This is a genomic window from Methylobacterium sp. GXS13 (assembly GCF_001455965.1).
Taxonomy (GTDB): Bacteria; Pseudomonadota; Alphaproteobacteria; order Rhizobiales; family Beijerinckiaceae; genus Methylobacterium.
The window spans coordinates 35,124-52,034 of sequence record NZ_LKKO01000041.1 but is presented as its reverse complement, the minus strand read 5'-3'; the positions used below and the strand labels follow the sequence as shown (position 1 = coordinate 52,034).

Here is a 16,911-nt window from a genome sequence, read left to right as displayed (position 1 = left end):
CGCATTAGCGTGATCGGATGGACAGTCAGGCCGCCCTTGCGATCTTGCGCGCCAATGAGGCCGAGCTGCGCCGCCGCGGCGTCCGGCATGCGGCCCTGTTCGGCTCCGTCGCCCGCGGCGAGGCCCGGGCCGACAGCGATCTCGACGTGATGATCGAGATCGACGCCCCTGTGGTGGGCGGCGTCTACGGGTATGTCGGGCTGTGCCGCTTCATCGGCGACCTGTTCCCGATCCGCGTCGATGTCGCCAATCGCGCGAGCTTGAAGGACCGGATCCCGGAGCGGGCCGAGCGCGATGCCCTTGTTGCCTTCTGAGCGCGACCGCGCCGCCTGCTCGGATATCGTCGCTAACGCACAGCGGGCCGTCGCCTTCGTGGCTGGGTTCACGTTTCCAACCTTCGCGGCTGACGAGCGGACCCACTATGCCGTCGTGCGCTGCCTGGAGATCATCTCGGAAGCGAGCCGCCGGCTGAGCGCTGCCGCGAAGGCCCGACTCCCGATGTGCCGTGGCGACTGATCGCGGGGGCGGGCAACGTCTACCGGCACGGCTACGACAGCGTGACCCTGGACATCGTCTGGCTCACCGTCCACGACGAATTGCCCGTTCTCGTCGCGGCCTGCCGTGCCGAGGTCGACCGCGTGCCCGAGCCCTGATCGCCCCGAGACGCCTGCGCCCATGACCGTCGAGACCGCCGCTGCAAGTCCCAAGAAGGTCGGCCCGGGCGATCAGGTGATCCTGGTCGACGGCTCCTCGTTCATCTTCCGGGCCTATTTCCAGTCGATCAACCAGGACCAGAAGTACAATTCGCGTCCCTCGGACGGGCTGCCCACCGGCGCCGTGCGGCTGTTCTGCACGAAGATCGCCCAGTTCATCCAGGAGGGCGCGGCCGGCATCATGCCGACCCATCTCGGCATCATCTTCGACAAGTCCGAGGGCTCGTTCCGCAAGGAGATGTTCCCGGACTACAAGGGCCATCGCCCCGACGCGCCGGACGACCTCAAGCGCCAGATGCCGCTGATGCGCGACGCCGTGCGGGCCTTCGGCCTGCACGCGGTGGAGCTGGTGCGCTACGAGGCGGACGACCTGATCGCCACCTACACGCGGCAGGCGGAGGCAAGGGGCGCGGGCGTCATCATCGTCTCGTCCGACAAGGACCTGATGCAGCTCGTCGGGCCGCTTGTGCGGTTCTACGACTTCGAATCCGGCGCCAAGGGCAAGGCCGGCTACCGGCCCGAGCGCAATCTCGATGTCGAGGCGATCATCGCCAAGTGGGAGGGGCTGCAGCCCAACCAGATCGGCGACGCGCTGGCGCTGATCGGCGACACCTCCGACAACGTCCCGGGTGTGCCCGGCATCGGCCTGAAGACCGCCGCGGCGCTCATCAAGGAGTTCGGCAGCCTCGAGGCGCTGCTGGAGCGGGCCGGCGAGATCAAGCAGCCCAAGCGCCGGGAGACCCTGCTGGCCAATGTCGAGCAGGCCAAGCTGTCGCGCAAGCTGGTGGCCCTGGTGGAGGACGTGCCGGTCCCGGTCGACCTGGATGACCTGCGCGTCCCCGAGCCCGACCCGCAAAAGCTCGTCGGCTTCCTCAAGGCGATGGAGTTCAACACCCTGACGCGCCGCATCGCCCAGATGCTGCATGTCGACCCCGAGGCGGTGAAGCCGGATCCATCGCTGCTGCCGGGCGCGAAGTCCCAAGGCGCCGGCGGCAGCGACGCGGTGCCGTTCTTCGGCGATTCCGTGCCGCCGGACCCGGAGACCGCGGCGGCGGGGGCCGAGCGGCCGCCGGGCGCCGCCCCGCCCGAGGGGGGCGAGGTCGATCCCTTCGCCGATCTCGACCTGCCGGACGCGCCGGCCAAGCCCCGGGCGCCGATCGAGGCGACGCCGGGCAACGTGGTGGCCGCCCGGGCCGCGGAAGCTGTCGCGCCGTTCGATACGGCCGCTTACGAGACCGTCGCGTCCCTGGAGCAGCTCGACGCCTGGATCGCCGAGGCCGAGGAGGCCGGTGTGGTCGCGGTCGATACCGAGACCGACGCGCTCGACGCCCACAAGGCCGGGCTCGTCGGCGTCTCACTGGCCACCGCCACCGGCCGGGCCTGCTACATCCCGCTGGCCCATATCCAGGCCGCGAAGGTGCAGGCCGATTCCACCGACCTGTTCGGCGAGGGCGCGGCGGCCTCCGATGTGGCCGAGCCGGTGCCCGGCCAGATCCCGCTCAAGGATGCCATTGCCCGGCTGAAGCCGCTCCTCGAGAACCCGGGGGTGCTGAAGGTCGGCCAGAACCTGAAATACGATTGGGTCGTGCTCGCCCGCTACGGCATCGAGATCGCGCCGTTCGACGACACGATGCTGATTTCCTACGTGCTCGATGCCGGCAAGGGCGGCCACGGTATGGACGAACTGGCCCGGCGCCATCTCGGCCACCAGCCGATCACGTTCTCCGATGTCGCCGGCACCGGCCGCAATAAGGTCAGCTTCGACCGGGTGGCGATCGACAAGGCCACGGCCTACGCGGCCGAGGATGCGGACGTGACCCTGCGCCTGTGGCGGATGATGAAGCCGCGCCTCGTCGCCGAGCATCGGGTCGCCGTCTATGAGACCCTGGAGCGGCCACTCCTGCCAGTGATCGCCCGCATGGAGCAGCGCGGCATCCGGGTCGACCGCGAAATGCTGAGCCGGCTCTCGGGCGATTTCTCGCAGATCCTGGTCCGCCTGGAGGAGGAGATCCAGGAGGATGCCGGCGAGAAATTTTCGGTGGGCTCGCCTAAGCAGATCGGCGACATTCTGTTCGGGAAGATGGGCCTGCCGGGGGCGAAGAAGACGCCCTCCGGCCAGTGGGCGACGCCCGCGACCCTGCTCGAAGAACTGGCCCAGGCCGGGCATGAACTGCCGAAAAAGATCCTGGAGTGGCGCCAGCTCTCGAAGCTGAAATCCACCTACACGGATTCACTCCAGACCCATGCCGACCGGGAGACCGCCCGGGTCCACACCTCGTTCTCGTTGGCGGCGACGACCACGGGGCGCCTGTCCTCTTCAGAGCCGAACCTGCAAAACATCCCGATCCGCACCGAGGAGGGGCGTCGCATCCGGCGCGCCTTCGTGGCTGCGCCGGGCAACCGGCTGATCTCGGCGGATTACTCGCAGATCGAGTTGCGGCTGCTGGCCCACATGGCCGACATCCCGGAGCTGCGCAAAGCGTTCGAGGACGGGATCGACATCCACGCGGCGACCGCCGCGTCGATGTTCGGCGTGCCGCTCAAGGACATGACGCCCGATCTGCGGCGCCGGGCCAAGACGATCAATTTCGGCATCATCTACGGCATCTCGGCCTTTGGTCTGGCCGACCGGCTCGGTATCGGCCGGGAAGAGGCCTCGGCGTTCATCAAGCAGTATTTCGAGCAGTTCCCGGGCATCCGCGACTACATCGACACCACCAAGAAGATCTGCCGGGACAAGGGCTACGTCACGACCCTGTTCGGCCGGGTCTGCCACTACCCGCAGATCCGCTCCAACAACCCCTCCGAGCGCGCCAGCGTCGAGCGACAGGCGATCAACGCCCCGATCCAGGGCTCGGCCGCCGACATCATCCGCCGGGCCATGACCCGGATCGAGGGGGCGCTCACCGCCAAGAAGCTCAAGGTCAGCATGCTGCTGCAGGTCCACGACGAGCTGGTCTTCGAGGCCGCCGAGGACGAGGTCGACCGGGCGATCCCGATCATCCGCGGCGTGATGGAGGAGGCGCCGGCGCCGGCTCTGACGCTCCGGGTGCCGCTGGTGGTGGAGGCCAACGCGGCGGGGAATTGGCAGGAGGCGCACTGACGGCGTCCGTTGGCCTACGCCCGGCCGTCTGACTGCCGTCCTGCGACGGCGATGGCGGTGACGCCCGGGATCGCAGGACATCGCTGATGAAGGCGTCCTTGGCGGCGCGATAGAGCGTCATCGGGTGATCGTGGTGAGCGCGCTTCAGGGTATTGTAGCGGTCCACCAGTTCGGGATCGGCGCGCAGGTTCGCAGCGAAACGGTGGAAAACATCGATGGGGCCGTCTTTGACGGTCAGCTGGATCCCGAGATGCGGCGTCCGGCCGGCATCCTCGAACGCCGCGAAGCTATCGGTGCGGACTGACCCCTCGTTGCGTGTGAAGCGTGCCGCGAGGCAACGTTCAGCCGCAGCGAAATCCGCGCCCTCGACCCGCACGACGATATCGAGATCCCCCTTGGTCAAGCAGCCCGGTATGGCCGTGGCGCCGACGTGCAGGATTTCCGCCGCGGGCGGCAGGATCGGCATGAGTGCGCGCCGGACCACCGCGAATAATTGGTCCGCAGCCGCGTGGGCCGCGTCATTGTCTTCGGTCAGATGGAAGTGCTGAGCGTGGATCATGTCCGTCAATCTTCAATTTACGCCTAGCAGCCTTGGAAGTACGGTCGAAGACGGTCATACGCGGCATCACCCATGATGCAGATCACCATCACCCCGTGACCGATCCCCTGGCCTTCCTCTCCGGCGGCGGCGAGGCCGCGCGGATGATCCGTGCGCGCGACTGGTCCAACCATCCGCTCGGCCCCCCAAAAGCCTGGCCGCCGGAGTTCCGCTCCGCCCTGTCGCTGGTGCTCAACTCGCCGGAATCGATGATCCTGGCCTGGGGGCCGGATCTCCATTTCTTCTTCAACGACACGTACTTCCCCCTGCTCGGGCCGCGGTTGCCCTGGGCTATGGGCGCGCGGTTCGACGAAGTCTGGGCCGATGGCTGGGTGCAGGCCAAGCCGATCATCGAGGCCGCCATGGACGGCCGGCCCGAGCGATTCATCGACCTGCCGTGGCGGCTCGACACCGATCGGGGCGCGCAGGACACGTGGTGGACCTTCTCGTATTCGCGGGTGCTCGATGCGGACGGCAAGGTCGCGGGCCTGTTCATCCTGACCAACGAGACCACCGGCCGGGTGCTGGCCGATGCCGCCCTCACGGAGAGCCAGGCCCGGCTGGAGACCGCGCTGACGGAGCTGCGCGACCTCAACGCTTCCCTGGCCCGGCAGGTCGAGGAGCGCACCGCCGACCGCAACGCCCTGTGGACGCTCTCCTCGGACATGATGCTGCGCTGCCTGTTCGACGGGACGATGACCGCCGTGAACCCGGCCTGGACGGAGGTTCTGGGCTGGCGTGCCGATGAACTCGTCGGCACCAACCTGATCAGCTTCGTCCATCCCGATGATCTCGACCGCACCATCGAGGGGGCCAAGCTGCTGGCACAGGGGCACAGCCACACGCGGTTCGACAACCGCTACCGCCACCGGGACGGCAGCTACCGCTGGATCACCTGGGCGGCTCGGCCCGGAGAGGGTGTCATCAACGCGGTGGGGCGCGACTTCACCGCCGAGCGCGAGCGCGCCGACGCCCTGGCGGCCGCCGAGGAGGCCCTGCGCCAGTCGCAGAAGATGGAGGCCGTCGGCCAGCTCACGGGCGGCATCGCCCACGACTTCAACAACCTGCTCGCCGGCATCTCGGGCTCGCTCGAGCTGATCCAAACCCGGCTGGCCCAGGGCCGGGTCATGGATGTCGACCGCTACATCAATGCCGCCCAGGGCGCCTCGAAGCGCGCCGCCGCGCTGACCCATCGGCTGCTCGCCTTCTCCCGCCGGCAGACCCTCGACCCGAAACCCACCGACGTGAACCGGCTGGTGGCCGGCCTGGAGGAGCTGATCCGGCGCACGGTCGGCCCCGCCGTGACGGTCGAGGTGGCGGCCGCCCCGGACCTCTGGCCGGCCCTGGTCGACCCACCGCAGCTCGAGAACGCCCTGCTCAATCTGTGCATCAACGCCCGGGATGCGATGCCTGAGGGCGGCCGAATCACGATCGAGACCGCCAACACCCGGCTCGACGCGCGTGAAGCTCGGCGCAAGGACATGCCGGCGGGGCAGTATCTCGTGCTGCGCGTCACCGATACCGGTACCGGCATGGCGCCGGAGATCGTCGGCAAGGTGTTCGAGCCGTTCTTCACCACGAAGCCGATCGGCCAGGGCACCGGCCTCGGCCTGTCGATGATCTACGGCTTCGCCCAGCAATCGGGCGGCCAGGTCCGGATCCTCTCCGAGGTCGGCCGGGGGACCGCCGTTTGCCTCTACCTGCCCCGCCACCGCGGCAGCGCGGTTGAGGAAGATCCGCACACCGCGGTCGGGGCGCCGGCCCGGGCGGCGCCGGGGGAGACCGTGCTGGTGGTCGACGACGAGCCGACCGTGCGCATGCTGGTCACCGAGGTGCTGGAGGATCTGGGCTACACGGCGATCGAGGCGGCCGACAGCGTCGCCGGCCTCAAGGTGCTGCAATCCGACGTGCGCATCGATCTGCTGGTGAGCGATGTCGGGCTGCCCGGCGGCATGAACGGACGCCAGATGGCCGAGGCTGGCCGGGCCACGCGCCCCGGCCTCAAGGTGCTGTTCATCACTGGCTACGCCGAGAACGCGGTGCTCGGCAACGGCCAGCTCGACCCCGGCATGCAGGTGATCACCAAGCCGTTCGTCGTCGAGGTGCTGGGGGCGCGCATCCGCGAGATGATCGGGACGGCTTGACCGCGCGGCCGGTCCGGGCCTGAACAGAGCGAAAGACACCAACCGGGAGGACAGGATGCGGGCGCTGCTGTGCACGAGGCTCGACGGGCCGGAGCACCTGGAGATCGTGGAAATCCCCGATCCGGTGCCGGGCCCGGGGCAAGCCGTGGTGCGGATCCGGCTCGCCGCCCTGAACTTCTTCGACACGCTGATCGTAGCCGGCAGCTACCAGGTGAAGCCGCCGCTGCCGTTCTCGCCGGGGGGTGAGGGCATCGGCGTGGTCGAGGCGCTGGGGGAGGGGGCCTCGGGCGTCGCCGTGGGCGACCGCGTGATCGTCCATGCCGGCCACGGCTGCTGCGCCGAGCTGATCGCCGTCGATGCCGGCAAGCTCACGGCGGTGCCGAAGGCGGTGCCGGACGCGCAGGCCGCGGGGCTCACCATCACGTACGGCACCTCGCTGCACGCGCTGGCCAACCGGGCGCGTATCCAGCCGGGCGAGTGGCTTGCGGTGCTGGGCGCCTCCGGGGGCGTCGGCCTCGCCGCGGTGGAACTCGGCCGGCTGATGGGGGCCCGGGTGATCGCCTGCGCCTCCTCGGAGGAGAAACTCGCGGTCGCTCGCGCCCACGGCGCCGAAGCCACCCTGGTCTACGACCCCACGACCCTGAAGGACGAGTTGCGCCGGATCAGCGGCGGCAGCACCAACGTGGTCTACGATGCGGTCGGCGGCGACTACGCCGAGCCGGCCCTGCGGGCCCTGGCCTGGCGCGGCCGCTACCTCGTCATCGGCTTCGCGGCCGGCGGCATCCCGCGCTTGCCGCTCAACCTGATGCTCCTGAAGGAGCTGGATGTGCAGGGCGTCCACTGGGGCGCCTTTCTGGAGCGCGAGCCGGAGACGCACCGGGCCGACCAGCGCCGGCTGCTGGCCTGGGTCGCCGAGGGCAAGCTCACCGCGCAGGTCCACGGCACCTATTCGCTCGCCGATTTCCCGGAGGCGTTCGGCCTGCTGACCCGCAGGGCGGCGGTGGGTAAGGTGCTTCTTCAGCCGTGATCCGGCAGGCCGCCGTTGAGAATGCTTCTGCGACTGCCAACCGGGTAGAGGGGCTGAGCGGCTTCGCGCGGCGCGTCAGAGCAGGCCGCGCTCCTTGGCCAGGCCGATGAGGTCGGCTTGGGGGCGTGCGCCGATATGCCGGATCACCTCGGCGGCCGCGAGGGTACCCAGGCGGGCGCTGGCGACGTTGTCGAGGCCGCGGGCATGGCCGGCGAGGAACCCGGCGGCGAACAGGTCGCCGGCCCCGGTCGTGTCCAGCACCTCGCGCACCGGGCTCGCCTCGACGGACCGGACCTCGCCGCCCTGCACCACCAGGGCGCCCTCCGACGAGCGGGTCACCAGGCCGAGCAGGTGCCGGCCGCGGGCGTTGCGCTCGTCGCGCAGGGCGGCCACGGCAGCCTCGGGATCGTCGGTCTGGTAGAGGCTCTGGAGCTCGCCGATATTAGCGAACAGGATATCGATGCTGCCGTCGCGCACCAGCCCCAGGAATTCGTCCCGGTAGCGGCCGACGCAGAACGCGTCCGACAGGGTCAGCGCCACCGCGTTGCCGGCCTGATGGGCGATCTGGACCGCCTTGCGGAACGCGTCCTTGGCGGCGGGCGGGTCCCACAGGTAGCCTTCGAGGTAGACCACCCGGGCCGAGGTGACGAGCGCCCGGTCCACGTCCTCGGGCTTCAGCCCCTGGCAGGCGCCGAGATAGGTGCTCATCGTGCGCTCGCCGTCCGGGGTCACCAGCACGAAGCAGCGGGCCGTGGCCGGCCCCTCGCTCGCCGGCGGCACCGTGAAGCCGACGCCCGTGGCCTTGAGGTCGTGGCCGAACAGGCCGCCCAGTTCGTCGTTCCGGACCTTGCCGATGAAGCCGGTCTGGGCGCCGAGCAGGGCCGCGCCCACCGCGGTGTTGGCCCCCGAGCCGCCCGAGACGATCGTGGCCGGGCCCATCGCGGCGAACAGCGTCTCCGCCCGCTCCTCGTCGATCAGCTGCATCGCGCCCTTGGTGACGCCCTGGGCGGCGAGGAAAGCGTCGTCCGTGCGGGCGATCACGTCGACGATGGCGTTGCCGAGCACGAGGAGATCGAGGGGTGTGGTCATCCGGGCGTCCTGATTCGCGTTTGCGCCGCTGTGACATCCACCTCGGATCGGATCAAGCCGCGGGCTCTGCGGGGGGCGGGAGATCGGCGAACAGCTCGGCCACGGACAGGCTCATTCCGGGCGGGGTCAGGTCGAGGGTGCGCTCGGTGTGACCATGAGCGGAGGCTAACACGATTCGACCGCGCGCGGAGCGTGTCTTACCCCGCGATCTTCTCCAGAGCCACGTCGCGGGTACGCGGTCCGAGAAGCCCGACCAGCGACCCGGCCGCCAGCATCGCCGCGGAGATGAACAGGAACACCCCTTGGGTGCCGGCCTCGCGCAGCACGAAGGCGATGACGAACCCCGTGAAGATCGCCGAGAAGCGGCTCCACGAATACACGAAGCCGACCGCGCGGGCCCGGATTCCGGTGGGGAACAGCTCGGCCTGATAGGCGTGGAAGCTGTAGGACATCACGTTGGAGGCGAGCGTCAGGCCGATCCCGAGCGCGACGATCACCGACACGTCCCGGGTCTGCGCGAAGGCCAGCCCGCAGGCGATGTAGACCAGCGCGGCGGCGACGATGACATGCTTGCGCTCGAACCGGTCGGCGATGGCGAGCCCGATCAGCGGTCCCACTGGGGCTGCCAGCGCGATCAGCGCCGTGTAGGCGAGGCTCGACGTGATGGTGATGCCCTGGGCCACCAGCAGGGTCGGCACCCAGTTGGCGAAGCCGTAGAAGCCCACCGTCTGGAACACGTTGAAGCCCGCCATCATCAGCGCCCGGCGCCGATAGGGCGGCACCCAGAGATCGCCGAACGCGCCGCGCCGCTGCACGGACTCCGGAGCGGCTGGCGTCGGCAGGGGGCGGCCGTACTCGGCGGCGACTTGGCCCTCGAGGCGCTGCAGAACCGCGTCGGCCTCCGCGAGCCGCCCGCGCTCGACCAGCCAGCGCGGACTCTCCGGCAGGCCGGCGCGCAGCCACCAGACCCCGATCGCCGCAACGGCGCCGATCAGCACCACCCAGCGCCAGCCGTCGATCCCCAGCGGCGCCGTCGGGATCAGCAGGTAGGACAGGAAGGCCACCACCGGCACGGCGGTAAAGCCGATGCCCTGGCACAGGGCGAAGGCGCGGCCGCGGATTGCCTTCGGCACCAATTCCGAGAGGTAGCTGCCGATGGTCACCATCTCGAGGCCGAGACCGATCCCGGCGATCAGCCGCCAGAGGTTCAGCCCGAACGCCTCGGTCTGGCAGGCCATCACGACGTTGGCGGCCGTGTAGGACAGGAGCGACCACGTGAAGATCGCCCGGCGGCCGAACCGGTCGGCGAGCCAGCCGCAGACCAGGGTGCCGATGAACAGCCCGGTGAACAGGGCCGCCACGAAGCTCGCCACGCCGCTGGCCCCGAACAGCCCGGGGGTCGTCGGCGTGAGGATCCCGGCCTTCACGAGGCCGGGGGCGACGTACCCGGTGAACAGCAGGTCGTAGAGTTCGAAGAAGAAGCCGAGGCCGAGCAGAGCCACGAAGCGCCAGACCGTGCGCGTTGGCGGCAGCCGGTCGAGGCGGGCCAGGATGGCGCCGCGCTCCAGGGCGGGTCCGTCAGGCTGCGCGATCCGTGTCGTCGCCATCCGCCCGCGCCTCCAGTACCCAGCCTTGTCACTTATGCGCTCGCCACTGCCTTGGAACTGTCACGCCTGCAAGGGTTCGTTGGTGCGCTTTCGTCGTAACCGCCCGCGAGTCGGGCCAGGATCCGCTGGCGAAGATGGTTCCTTATATGGTACCATTGGGATGAGGATCCGGGAATTCATCGATGAGCGTGGGCGGAGCCCCTTCGCCGAATGGTTCGACGCTCTGGACGCTCAGGCTGCTGCCAAGGTGACGGTCGCTCTCATGCGGATGGAACAGGGAAATCTGTCCAACACCAAATCGGTGGGCGGTGGGGTCGAGGAGTGCAGAATCGTCTGGGGACCGGGATACCGCCTCTACTTCGGACGGGACGGAGACACCCTGATCCTCCTGCTCTGCGGTGGAACCAGGCATCGGCAGCAGGACGATATCGGTGACGCCCGTGCACATTGGGCTGCATACAAACGGCTCAAGAAGGAGGGATGATGGCCCTGACGCGCAGCTTCAAGGAGACGGTGAAAGCCCGAGCCGAGCGCGATCCTGCCTTCCGTGCCGCACTCCTGACGGAGGCGGTCGAACTTTTCCTGGCGGGGGAGGTGGAAACGGGGAAGGCGCTTCTGCGTGACTGCGTCAATGCCACCGTCGGGTTCGAGCGCTTGGCGCAGGAGACGGGTTCGACCTCGAAGAGCCTGATGCGCATGCTCGGCCCGTCTGGCAACCCGACCGCCAGCAACCTGTTCGCGATCCTGCGCAGCGTCCAGAAGGCCGTGGGCGTGGATCTCGCGGTGACGGTGGCGCGCTGAGCCAGGGCGCTCCTCAGGCCCCGAACACCGACCAGCCCATGCGCTGGGTCAGGCGCTCCAATGCGACGCGGCCGAGATGGGAATTGCCTGCGGCGTCGAGGCCCGGCGACCAGACCGCGATCGAAGCCTTGCCCGGCGCCACCGCGAGGATGCTGCCGCCGACGCCGCTCTTGCCCGGCAGGCCGACCCGGTAGGCGAACTCGCCCGAGCCGTCGTAGTGGCCGCAGGTCAGCATGATGGCGTTGATGCGGCGCGCCCGCTCGGCCGATACGACGTTGTGACCGGTCGACGGGTTGCGGCCGTTATGGGCCAGGAACCGGCCCGCCATGGCCAGCTGCCGGCAGGTCATCGCGATGGCGCAGTGGTGGAAGTAGACGCCGAGCGTGTAGTCCACCGGGTTCTCGATAACGCCGAAGGACTTCATGTAGTTGGCGAGCGCGGTGTTGCGGAAGCCCGTGCGCTTCTCCGAGGCCGCCACCCGCTCGTCGATGGTGATGGTCGGATCCTGGGCCAGGAACTGCATGAACCGCAGGATCTCGCCCAGCGCCTCCCGGGGCTCGTGGCCGGAGAGGATCACGTCGGTCACCGCGATGGCCCCGGCATTGATGAACGGGTTGCGCGGCACCCCGCGCTCGCGCTCCAGCTGCACGATGGAATTGAACGGGTTGCCCGATGGCTCCCGCCCGACCCGCTTCCACAGTCGGTCGCCGACCATGCCGAGCGCCAGGGTGAGCGTGAACACCTTCGACACGCTCTGGATCGAGAACGGCGTGTCGCTGCCGCCGCCGGTCGTAACCTGGCCTTCGGCGTCGATCACCGCGATGCCGAACTGGTTCGGGTCCACGTGGGCGAGTTCGGGGATGTAGTTGGCCACCGCCCCCCGATCGGAGCGTTGCGCCATCTCCTCCGAGATCTCCCGGACGACGCTGTCGAGGTCGGGCACGGCCGGCTTACCCGGGCGCCTCGCTCAGGCGGCGGCCAGAGACATCGACATCGATTCCTTCTTCATCAACTCGCGGAAGAAGCCGTCGAGATGGGTCAGGTTGTCGGGCGAGCCATCCTGAATGATCCGGCCGCCTTCCAGCACCACGATCCGATCGAAATCCTGGAGCGTTGAGAGACGGTGGGCAATCGCGATGACGGTGCGGCCCTTCATTAGGTTCGCCAGAGCCTGACGGATCGCCTGCTCGGATTCCGCGTCGAGCGCCGAGGTCGCCTCGTCGAGCAGAAGGATCGGCGAGTTCTTCAGGATGGCACGGGCGATGGCGATGCGCTGGCGCTGGCCGCCCGAGAGCTTGACGCCGCGGTCGCCCACCATGGTGTCGAAGCCCTCCGGCAGGGCCTGGATGAACTCGGTGCAGCGCGCTGCCTCGGCCGCCTGCCAGACCTCCTCGTCGGTGGCCTCCGGCCGTCCGTAGCGGATGTTCTCACGCAAGCTGCGGTGGAACATCGACACGTCCTGCGGGACGACCGTGATCGCCTCGCGCAGGGATTCCTGGGTCACCCGCTCGATGGTCTGGCCGTTGATGCGGATCTCGCCGCTCTTCACGTCGTAGAAGCGCTGCAGCAGCGAGAACAGGGTCGACTTGCCGCCGCCCGACTTGCCGACGAGGCCGACCTTCTGGCCAGGCTCGAGCACCAAGTCGAAATCGGTGAAGACCGGGCGCCCGTCTGGATAGTTGAAGGCGACATGGTTGAACTCGATCTTCGCGCCCTGGCCGGTGAGGGGCTTCGCCTCCGGATGGTCGACGAGGTCGTGGGGTTGGAGCAGGGTGTGCAGGGCTTCGGCGAGGCGGGCGGTGTGCTGGGTCGCGTCGACCAGGGCCACCGCGAGGTCGCGGGTGGCTGCGAGGATGCGGATGCCCAGCGTGCAGACCAGCACCACCTGGCCATTGGTCGCCTGCCCGGCCTCCCACATCTGGATTGCCCAGTAGAGCAAGCCAAACACCGCCAGCACGGTGAGCACCGCGTGCACGATACGCAGCTTCTCGAGATAGAGCAGCGACGAGCGCCGGGCACGCATCTCGGTGGCGATGGTGCCTTCGAAGCGCTGGCCCTCGCGCTTGAAGCCCGAGAAGGCGCGCACGAGCGACATGTTGCCGACGAGGTCGACCATCTCGCCGTCCACCGAGGCGGCCTTCGCGGCGAAATCGTGGTGCAGCGGCTTGCCGGCCGCGGCCATCTTGAACATCAGCACGACCACGGCAGCGAACACGCCCGCTAGGATCGCCGCCATGGTGGTGTTGACGGTGGCGATGTAGGCGATCGACCCGAAGGCCGCGACGGTGGGCGGCATCACGTTGAACACGAACATGTTCTCGACCGTGAAGATCGCGTTCGAGGTCGCTGTGATGCGCGAGGCCAGGGTGCCGGGCTGCCGGTCGGAGAAGAAGGTCGGGGAATGGCCGGTCATGTGCCGGAACAGGTCCCGGCGGATGTCGCCGGTGACGCCCACGAAGGTGAAGGCCCCGGTCAGCGCCGCCACACGCCAGAGCATGTTGTCGGCCGCGATGAAGCCGATCAGGACGGCGAGCGCCCCCCAGACAACGGTGTTGCCCGGGCCTGGACCCTTGGTCAGCGCGTCGACCACGCCCTTGAGGGCATAGTCGGTCGAGACCGAGAACCCGACCGCGCCGAGCACGGAGATCAGGATCACCAGGTGGGGCACCCAGCGGCGCCAGAGGTATCGCCCGACGAAGGCGAACGGCCTCTCAGCGTATTGGTGCAGCTCTTCCATCGCGGTGACCATTCCGTATTCACGCGGCACTGGCTGGTGCGGGCTGAGGCGGAGTGCAACGCGGGCGCAGTCGGACCCGCAGCGGCAACGCGACAGCGTTGCCATATGTTGCACCGGCCCGCACCTCCCGCGCGCTTTTATCTGTCAAACCTGAACGCCGCTTGAGCGGCGCGGATACACGCAAGCGAATCTGGTGCCGCGGCTCACGCATCCTCCGCGGGCTGGCGCGTCTCAGGCATGATCAGCGCCACCAGCATGAAGGCCGCGAAGCCCATAAGGGCGAGCCCCAGGAAAGCGCTGTGGCTGCCCAGACGATCCGCCATGATCCCGGCGAGCGATGTGGAAAGGGCGGCACCCACGCCCATCGCGGTGCCGACCGCCCCGAGCGCCAGGTTGAAACGCCCCGTCCCCCGGGTGAGATCCGAGACCACGAGCGGAACCATCACGCCGAGCACCGAAGCGGAGATCCCGTCCAGCACTTGGATGGCGACGAGGCCATAAGGGTTGGTCGTATAGGCGAGCATCAGGCCACGCACGGGCAGGGCACCGAAGCCGAGGAGCAGCACCGGGTAGCGGCCGAAGCGTTCTGCGGCCCGCCCGACCGCGGGGGCGCTCACCGCGAGCACGGCCTGCGGGACCATGATGCAGGCGGCGATCAGGGCGGTGGCGGTCTCGCTCGCCCGCAAAGTCAGGACGCTGCCCACGAGTGGCAGCATGGCGGCGTTGGCGAGGAAGAACAGCACCATGCAGGCCGAGAAGCACAGGAGCCCGCGATTGGTCAGCAACGCCCGGATCCCGTCTTTCCCGGAGGCACGCGGTAATTGCGCGGGGGCCGGTTCCCTGAACACGTTGCCATCGATTTCCTCGGCGCGGATCCGCGTCAGCGCGATGATCGTCGGCACCACCAGGGCCGCCGTGAGATAGAACACGGCCCCGTTCGACAGATAGTAGCCGATGGCGCCCATGCCGGCGGCGCCGAGCGCGTTGCCGACTGCCGCGAAGCTCGCGTTGCGGCCGAGGCGCTCGCCCGCCCGGGCGCGGCCAACCAGCCCGATGCTGATCGCCGCAATCGCCGGGGTCAGCACGCAGCTCGCCCCCGAATGGACGGCCATCGCGAGTAGAACCACCGGGAAGCTCGGCCAAACCGCCAGCGCGAAGGCGCTTCCCGAGATGCCGATCACCGCAACCGCGGCCGCAAAGCGCTTCGAGCGCACCACATCGACGAAGCCACCGCCCGGCACCTGCCCCAGAAGGGCGACGAGACTCCCCACGGTCAGGGCGAAGCCAATATCGGACTGCGTCCACTTCGCTTGCGAGAAGTAGACGGCCAGGAACGGTCCGAACCCGGTTTGCAGGTTGGCCACGAAGAACGCGAAGGCGTCGAGGCCGTGGCGGCTCACCGCCGATACCGTTCGGTCCAAAGGCGCGACCTCCGCGGCGGCCCGAGCCGGTTCGCGCGCGGCCTCGGCCGACGGATCCTTCAGGGGGACGGGTCGCCACCGCGGATCCTGTCGGGACACCTCGCGCTCGCGGGGCGAAACGGCGGGTCTTGCCTTCGATCGGGCCACCGTCACTTATCCGGAGCCTTTTCCGGAGGGGTGGCGGGGAGCGGGGTGGCCGGCACCGGATTGGCAGCTCCCGTTGCAGTAGGGAGGGGCATCGGAGCGGCGGCGGGTGCGGGCGCAGCAGGGGGGGCGGCCGGCGTTGCCGCGGTCGTCGCCTGGTCGGCTTCGGGCGTGGCGGCGGCGGGACTGGCCGGGCCCAGCACGACGATCGGCTCGCCGGCTTTGTATTCGGGTGACACGCGGACCTGGTTGCGGCTCAGCGCGACGGACAGCTTGCGCTCCTTGTTGCCGTCGGGGGTGAAGCGCAGGGCCCGCCAGTCCACGGCAATCTTACGGGTGCCCACGCCCAGGAAACCGCCGAAATCGATGATCGCCGCCCGGGGATGCCCATCCTTGTCGATGATGATGTCGATCACCCGGCCCAACTCGTCGCCGCCGGCGCTGCGTACGCTGCGACCGAGCAGGCTCTCGTAATCCTGGGTGTCGAGGACGGTAGCCGGGGTCCCCTGCTGCTGCGCAACCGTCGGGGCGCCCGGCGTCGCGGTCGTGGATGGCGCCGGCATGGGCGCCGGCATGGGTGCCGTTACCGGGGGCGTCGTCACCGAGGGCGCATTCGGCGTCACCTGAGCGTTGGGCGCGCTTTGCACGGGCGGGCTCGGCGGCGGCGTCTGTCCGGATGTGCCATCGCCCCCATGGGCCGGGGCCTGCGCCGCCACGCCAGATGCCCACAGGGCGAGCGTCACGGCCGCGATCATCCGGTTGGTTCTGAACACGCTACGTCCTCTAAGGAAGAGCCGGGCCGAGCCGACGGGCCGGCAGCACCTGGACCGGATCCGCCAGATTCGGGCCCGCCGCCGGCGAGACCCCGCCTGCGAACGCCACCCTGCCGCCGGACCTGGGCGAAGTTATGGATCGTCGCAGGCAGTCCGCAAGTTCCACGCCGCTGTGGTGGGGGCGCCCGCGCCCGACGCTGTCGCGCATGTGTCTGGTTTTCGCCGCAACCCCAGCGTAGACAGCCGACGATAAACCCCTGCGAGCTGCGGAGACCACCGCGGCCACTTGCGAGGACCACACGATGTCGACCCTCACCTCGTCGGGATGCGCTGCTGCGCGTGGCCTCGCGCTCGGTGCCGCCCTCGTCGGCCTGGTGGCCGGCTGTCAGGCGCTGGGTGGCGGTGGCGGCGTGATGCCGGAAACGGACGTCGGCCTGCCGCCGTCACTGCGCGGCTCCCTGCCCAACCGCGAGGCTCGCAACGCCGCGGTCGATGCCGACGGCCAGCCGCTCCAGACCGCACCGACGAAGCAACTCGCGATCCCCAGGAGCGCAGGCGGCGCGACGCAGTCGGCCAGTGCCGGCGAGCGCCGGATTCGGCGCGAGGATATCGAGGGCGGCAACGCGTCCAGCGGCGGCGGTAGCAACTCGATGGGGCCGATGCTCTCGCCCGGTGGTAGCGTCGGCCTCGGCGGGAAGTTCTAAGGGGTCTATTCCTCTCACCGTGGAACGGGAGAGGAGAAATGCTCACGACG

The 16,911-nt window shown here is 69.2% G+C and carries 16 protein-coding genes; 9 read left to right on the top strand and 7 right to left on the bottom strand.

Features of this window, described 5'->3' with window-relative positions:
* Positions 1-17: 17 nt before the first annotated feature.
* Genes AO398_RS15750 through polA form a run of 4 tightly spaced genes read left to right on the top strand, consistent with a single transcriptional unit; the run spans position 18 to position 3,816 of the window.
* On the top strand, positions 18-314 hold the full coding sequence (locus tag AO398_RS15750; protein WP_058193062.1) for a nucleotidyltransferase domain-containing protein: 297 nt from the start codon (positions 18-20) through the stop codon (positions 312-314).
* Entirely contained in the window at positions 295-516 is a 222-nt protein-coding gene (locus tag AO398_RS29820; RefSeq protein ID WP_348272363.1) for a HepT-like ribonuclease domain-containing protein, read from the top strand. The genes AO398_RS15750 and AO398_RS29820 overlap by 20 nt, the downstream gene beginning before the upstream one ends.
* A complete protein-coding gene (locus AO398_RS29815) occupies positions 501-653 on the top strand; it encodes a HepT-like ribonuclease domain-containing protein (protein ID WP_243958798.1) in 153 nt (50 codons plus the stop codon). Before AO398_RS29820 ends, AO398_RS29815 begins: the two co-directional genes overlap by 16 nt.
* Before the next feature lie 22 nt (positions 654-675).
* A complete protein-coding gene (gene polA, locus AO398_RS15740; protein ID WP_058193061.1) occupies positions 676-3,816 on the top strand; it encodes a DNA polymerase I in 3,141 nt (1,046 codons plus the stop codon).
* Here polA and AO398_RS15735 read toward each other — a convergent pair.
* Entirely contained in the window at positions 3,713-4,375 is a 663-nt protein-coding gene (locus tag AO398_RS15735; protein WP_058193060.1) for a GrpB family protein, read from the bottom strand. The two genes, polA and AO398_RS15735, sit on opposite strands and share 104 nt — an antisense overlap.
* Positions 4,376-4,470: 95 nt before the next feature.
* Here AO398_RS15735 and AO398_RS15730 point away from each other — a divergent pair, with 95 nt between their 5' ends.
* A complete protein-coding gene (locus AO398_RS15730) occupies positions 4,471-6,558 on the top strand; it encodes a PAS domain-containing sensor histidine kinase (RefSeq protein WP_058193059.1) in 2,088 nt (695 codons plus the stop codon).
* A gap of 55 nt (positions 6,559-6,613) precedes the next feature.
* Positions 6,614-7,585 (top strand): NADPH:quinone oxidoreductase family protein, encoded by a 972-nt coding sequence (locus AO398_RS15725; RefSeq protein ID WP_058193058.1) that lies wholly within the window; start codon positions 6,614-6,616, stop codon positions 7,583-7,585.
* A gap of 75 nt (positions 7,586-7,660) precedes the next feature.
* Here the strand turns inward: AO398_RS15725 and AO398_RS15720 are convergent, their stop codons facing one another.
* Together AO398_RS15720 and AO398_RS15715 are read right to left on the bottom strand one after the other, a co-directional pair.
* Positions 7,661-8,674, bottom strand: a complete 1,014-nt coding sequence (locus AO398_RS15720) for an adenosine kinase (protein ID WP_058193057.1) — start codon at positions 8,672-8,674, stop codon at positions 7,661-7,663.
* A gap of 197 nt (positions 8,675-8,871) precedes the next feature.
* Positions 8,872-10,281: an MFS transporter gene (locus AO398_RS15715; protein WP_058193056.1), complete on the bottom strand. Its 1,410-nt coding sequence runs from the start codon at positions 10,279-10,281 to the stop codon at positions 8,872-8,874.
* 160 nt (positions 10,282-10,441) lie between these two features.
* Here AO398_RS15715 and AO398_RS15710 point away from each other — a divergent pair, with 160 nt between their 5' ends.
* Positions 10,442-10,765, top strand: a complete 324-nt coding sequence (locus AO398_RS15710) for a type II toxin-antitoxin system RelE/ParE family toxin (RefSeq protein WP_058193055.1) — start codon at positions 10,442-10,444, stop codon at positions 10,763-10,765.
* Positions 10,765-11,082: a hypothetical protein gene (locus AO398_RS15705; protein ID WP_058193054.1), complete on the top strand. Its 318-nt coding sequence runs from the start codon at positions 10,765-10,767 to the stop codon at positions 11,080-11,082. Before AO398_RS15710 ends, AO398_RS15705 begins: the two co-directional genes overlap by 1 nt.
* Positions 11,083-11,095: 13 nt before the next feature.
* On the opposite strand, the gene AO398_RS15700 is transcribed toward AO398_RS15705, so the two are convergent.
* The 4 genes from AO398_RS15700 to AO398_RS15685 all read right to left on the bottom strand — a co-directional run bounded on the left by AO398_RS15700 (position 11,096) and on the right by AO398_RS15685 (position 16,139).
* Positions 11,096-12,025 carry a glutaminase gene (locus AO398_RS15700; protein ID WP_058193053.1) on the bottom strand — a complete coding sequence of 310 codons (930 nt, stop codon included), beginning with the start codon at positions 12,023-12,025 and terminating at the stop codon, positions 11,096-11,098.
* A gap of 24 nt (positions 12,026-12,049) precedes the next feature.
* On the bottom strand, positions 12,050-13,819 hold the full coding sequence (locus AO398_RS15695) for an ABC transporter ATP-binding protein (protein WP_058193077.1): 1,770 nt from the start codon (positions 13,817-13,819) through the stop codon (positions 12,050-12,052).
* A gap of 203 nt (positions 13,820-14,022) precedes the next feature.
* Entirely contained in the window at positions 14,023-15,393 is a 1,371-nt protein-coding gene (locus AO398_RS15690) for an MFS transporter (protein WP_201025778.1), read from the bottom strand.
* Complete coding sequence (locus AO398_RS15685; protein WP_058193052.1) at positions 15,390-16,139, bottom strand: PRC-barrel domain-containing protein; 750 nt, start codon at positions 16,137-16,139, stop codon at positions 15,390-15,392. The genes AO398_RS15690 and AO398_RS15685 overlap by 4 nt, the downstream gene beginning before the upstream one ends.
* Before the next feature lie 320 nt (positions 16,140-16,459).
* Between AO398_RS15685 and AO398_RS15680 the strand changes: the two genes are divergently transcribed.
* Positions 16,460-16,861: a hypothetical protein gene (locus tag AO398_RS15680; RefSeq protein ID WP_058193051.1), complete on the top strand. Its 402-nt coding sequence runs from the start codon at positions 16,460-16,462 to the stop codon at positions 16,859-16,861.
* The last annotated feature ends 50 nt before the right edge of the window (positions 16,862-16,911 follow it).

What these genes read in the sequence shown, in the direction of transcription:
- AO398_RS15725 (WP_058193058.1), top strand. Translation starts at nt 6,614, where the DNA reads ATGCGGGCGCTGCTGTGCACGAGGCTCGACGGGCCGGAGCACCTGGAG.
- AO398_RS15750 (WP_058193062.1), top strand. Translation starts at nt 18, where the DNA reads ATGGACAGTCAGGCCGCCCTTGCGATCTTGCGCGCCAATGAGGCCGAG.
- AO398_RS15715 (WP_058193056.1), bottom strand. Translation starts at nt 10,281, where the DNA reads ATGGCGACGACACGGATCGCGCAGCCTGACGGACCCGCCCTGGAGCGC.
- AO398_RS15685 (WP_058193052.1), bottom strand. Translation starts at nt 16,139, where the DNA reads ATGATCGCGGCCGTGACGCTCGCCCTGTGGGCATCTGGCGTGGCGGCG.
- AO398_RS15695 (WP_058193077.1), bottom strand. Translation starts at nt 13,819, where the DNA reads ATGGAAGAGCTGCACCAATACGCTGAGAGGCCGTTCGCCTTCGTCGGG.
- AO398_RS15705 (WP_058193054.1), top strand. Translation starts at nt 10,765, where the DNA reads ATGGCCCTGACGCGCAGCTTCAAGGAGACGGTGAAAGCCCGAGCCGAG.
- AO398_RS29820 (WP_348272363.1), top strand. Translation starts at nt 295, where the DNA reads ATGCCCTTGTTGCCTTCTGAGCGCGACCGCGCCGCCTGCTCGGATATC.
- AO398_RS15735 (WP_058193060.1), bottom strand. Translation starts at nt 4,375, where the DNA reads ATGATCCACGCTCAGCACTTCCATCTGACCGAAGACAATGACGCGGCC.
- AO398_RS15710 (WP_058193055.1), top strand. Translation starts at nt 10,442, where the DNA reads ATGAGGATCCGGGAATTCATCGATGAGCGTGGGCGGAGCCCCTTCGCC.
- AO398_RS15680 (WP_058193051.1), top strand. Translation starts at nt 16,460, where the DNA reads ATGTCGACCCTCACCTCGTCGGGATGCGCTGCTGCGCGTGGCCTCGCG.
- AO398_RS15720 (WP_058193057.1), bottom strand. Translation starts at nt 8,674, where the DNA reads ATGACCACACCCCTCGATCTCCTCGTGCTCGGCAACGCCATCGTCGAC.
- polA (WP_058193061.1), top strand. Translation starts at nt 676, where the DNA reads ATGACCGTCGAGACCGCCGCTGCAAGTCCCAAGAAGGTCGGCCCGGGC.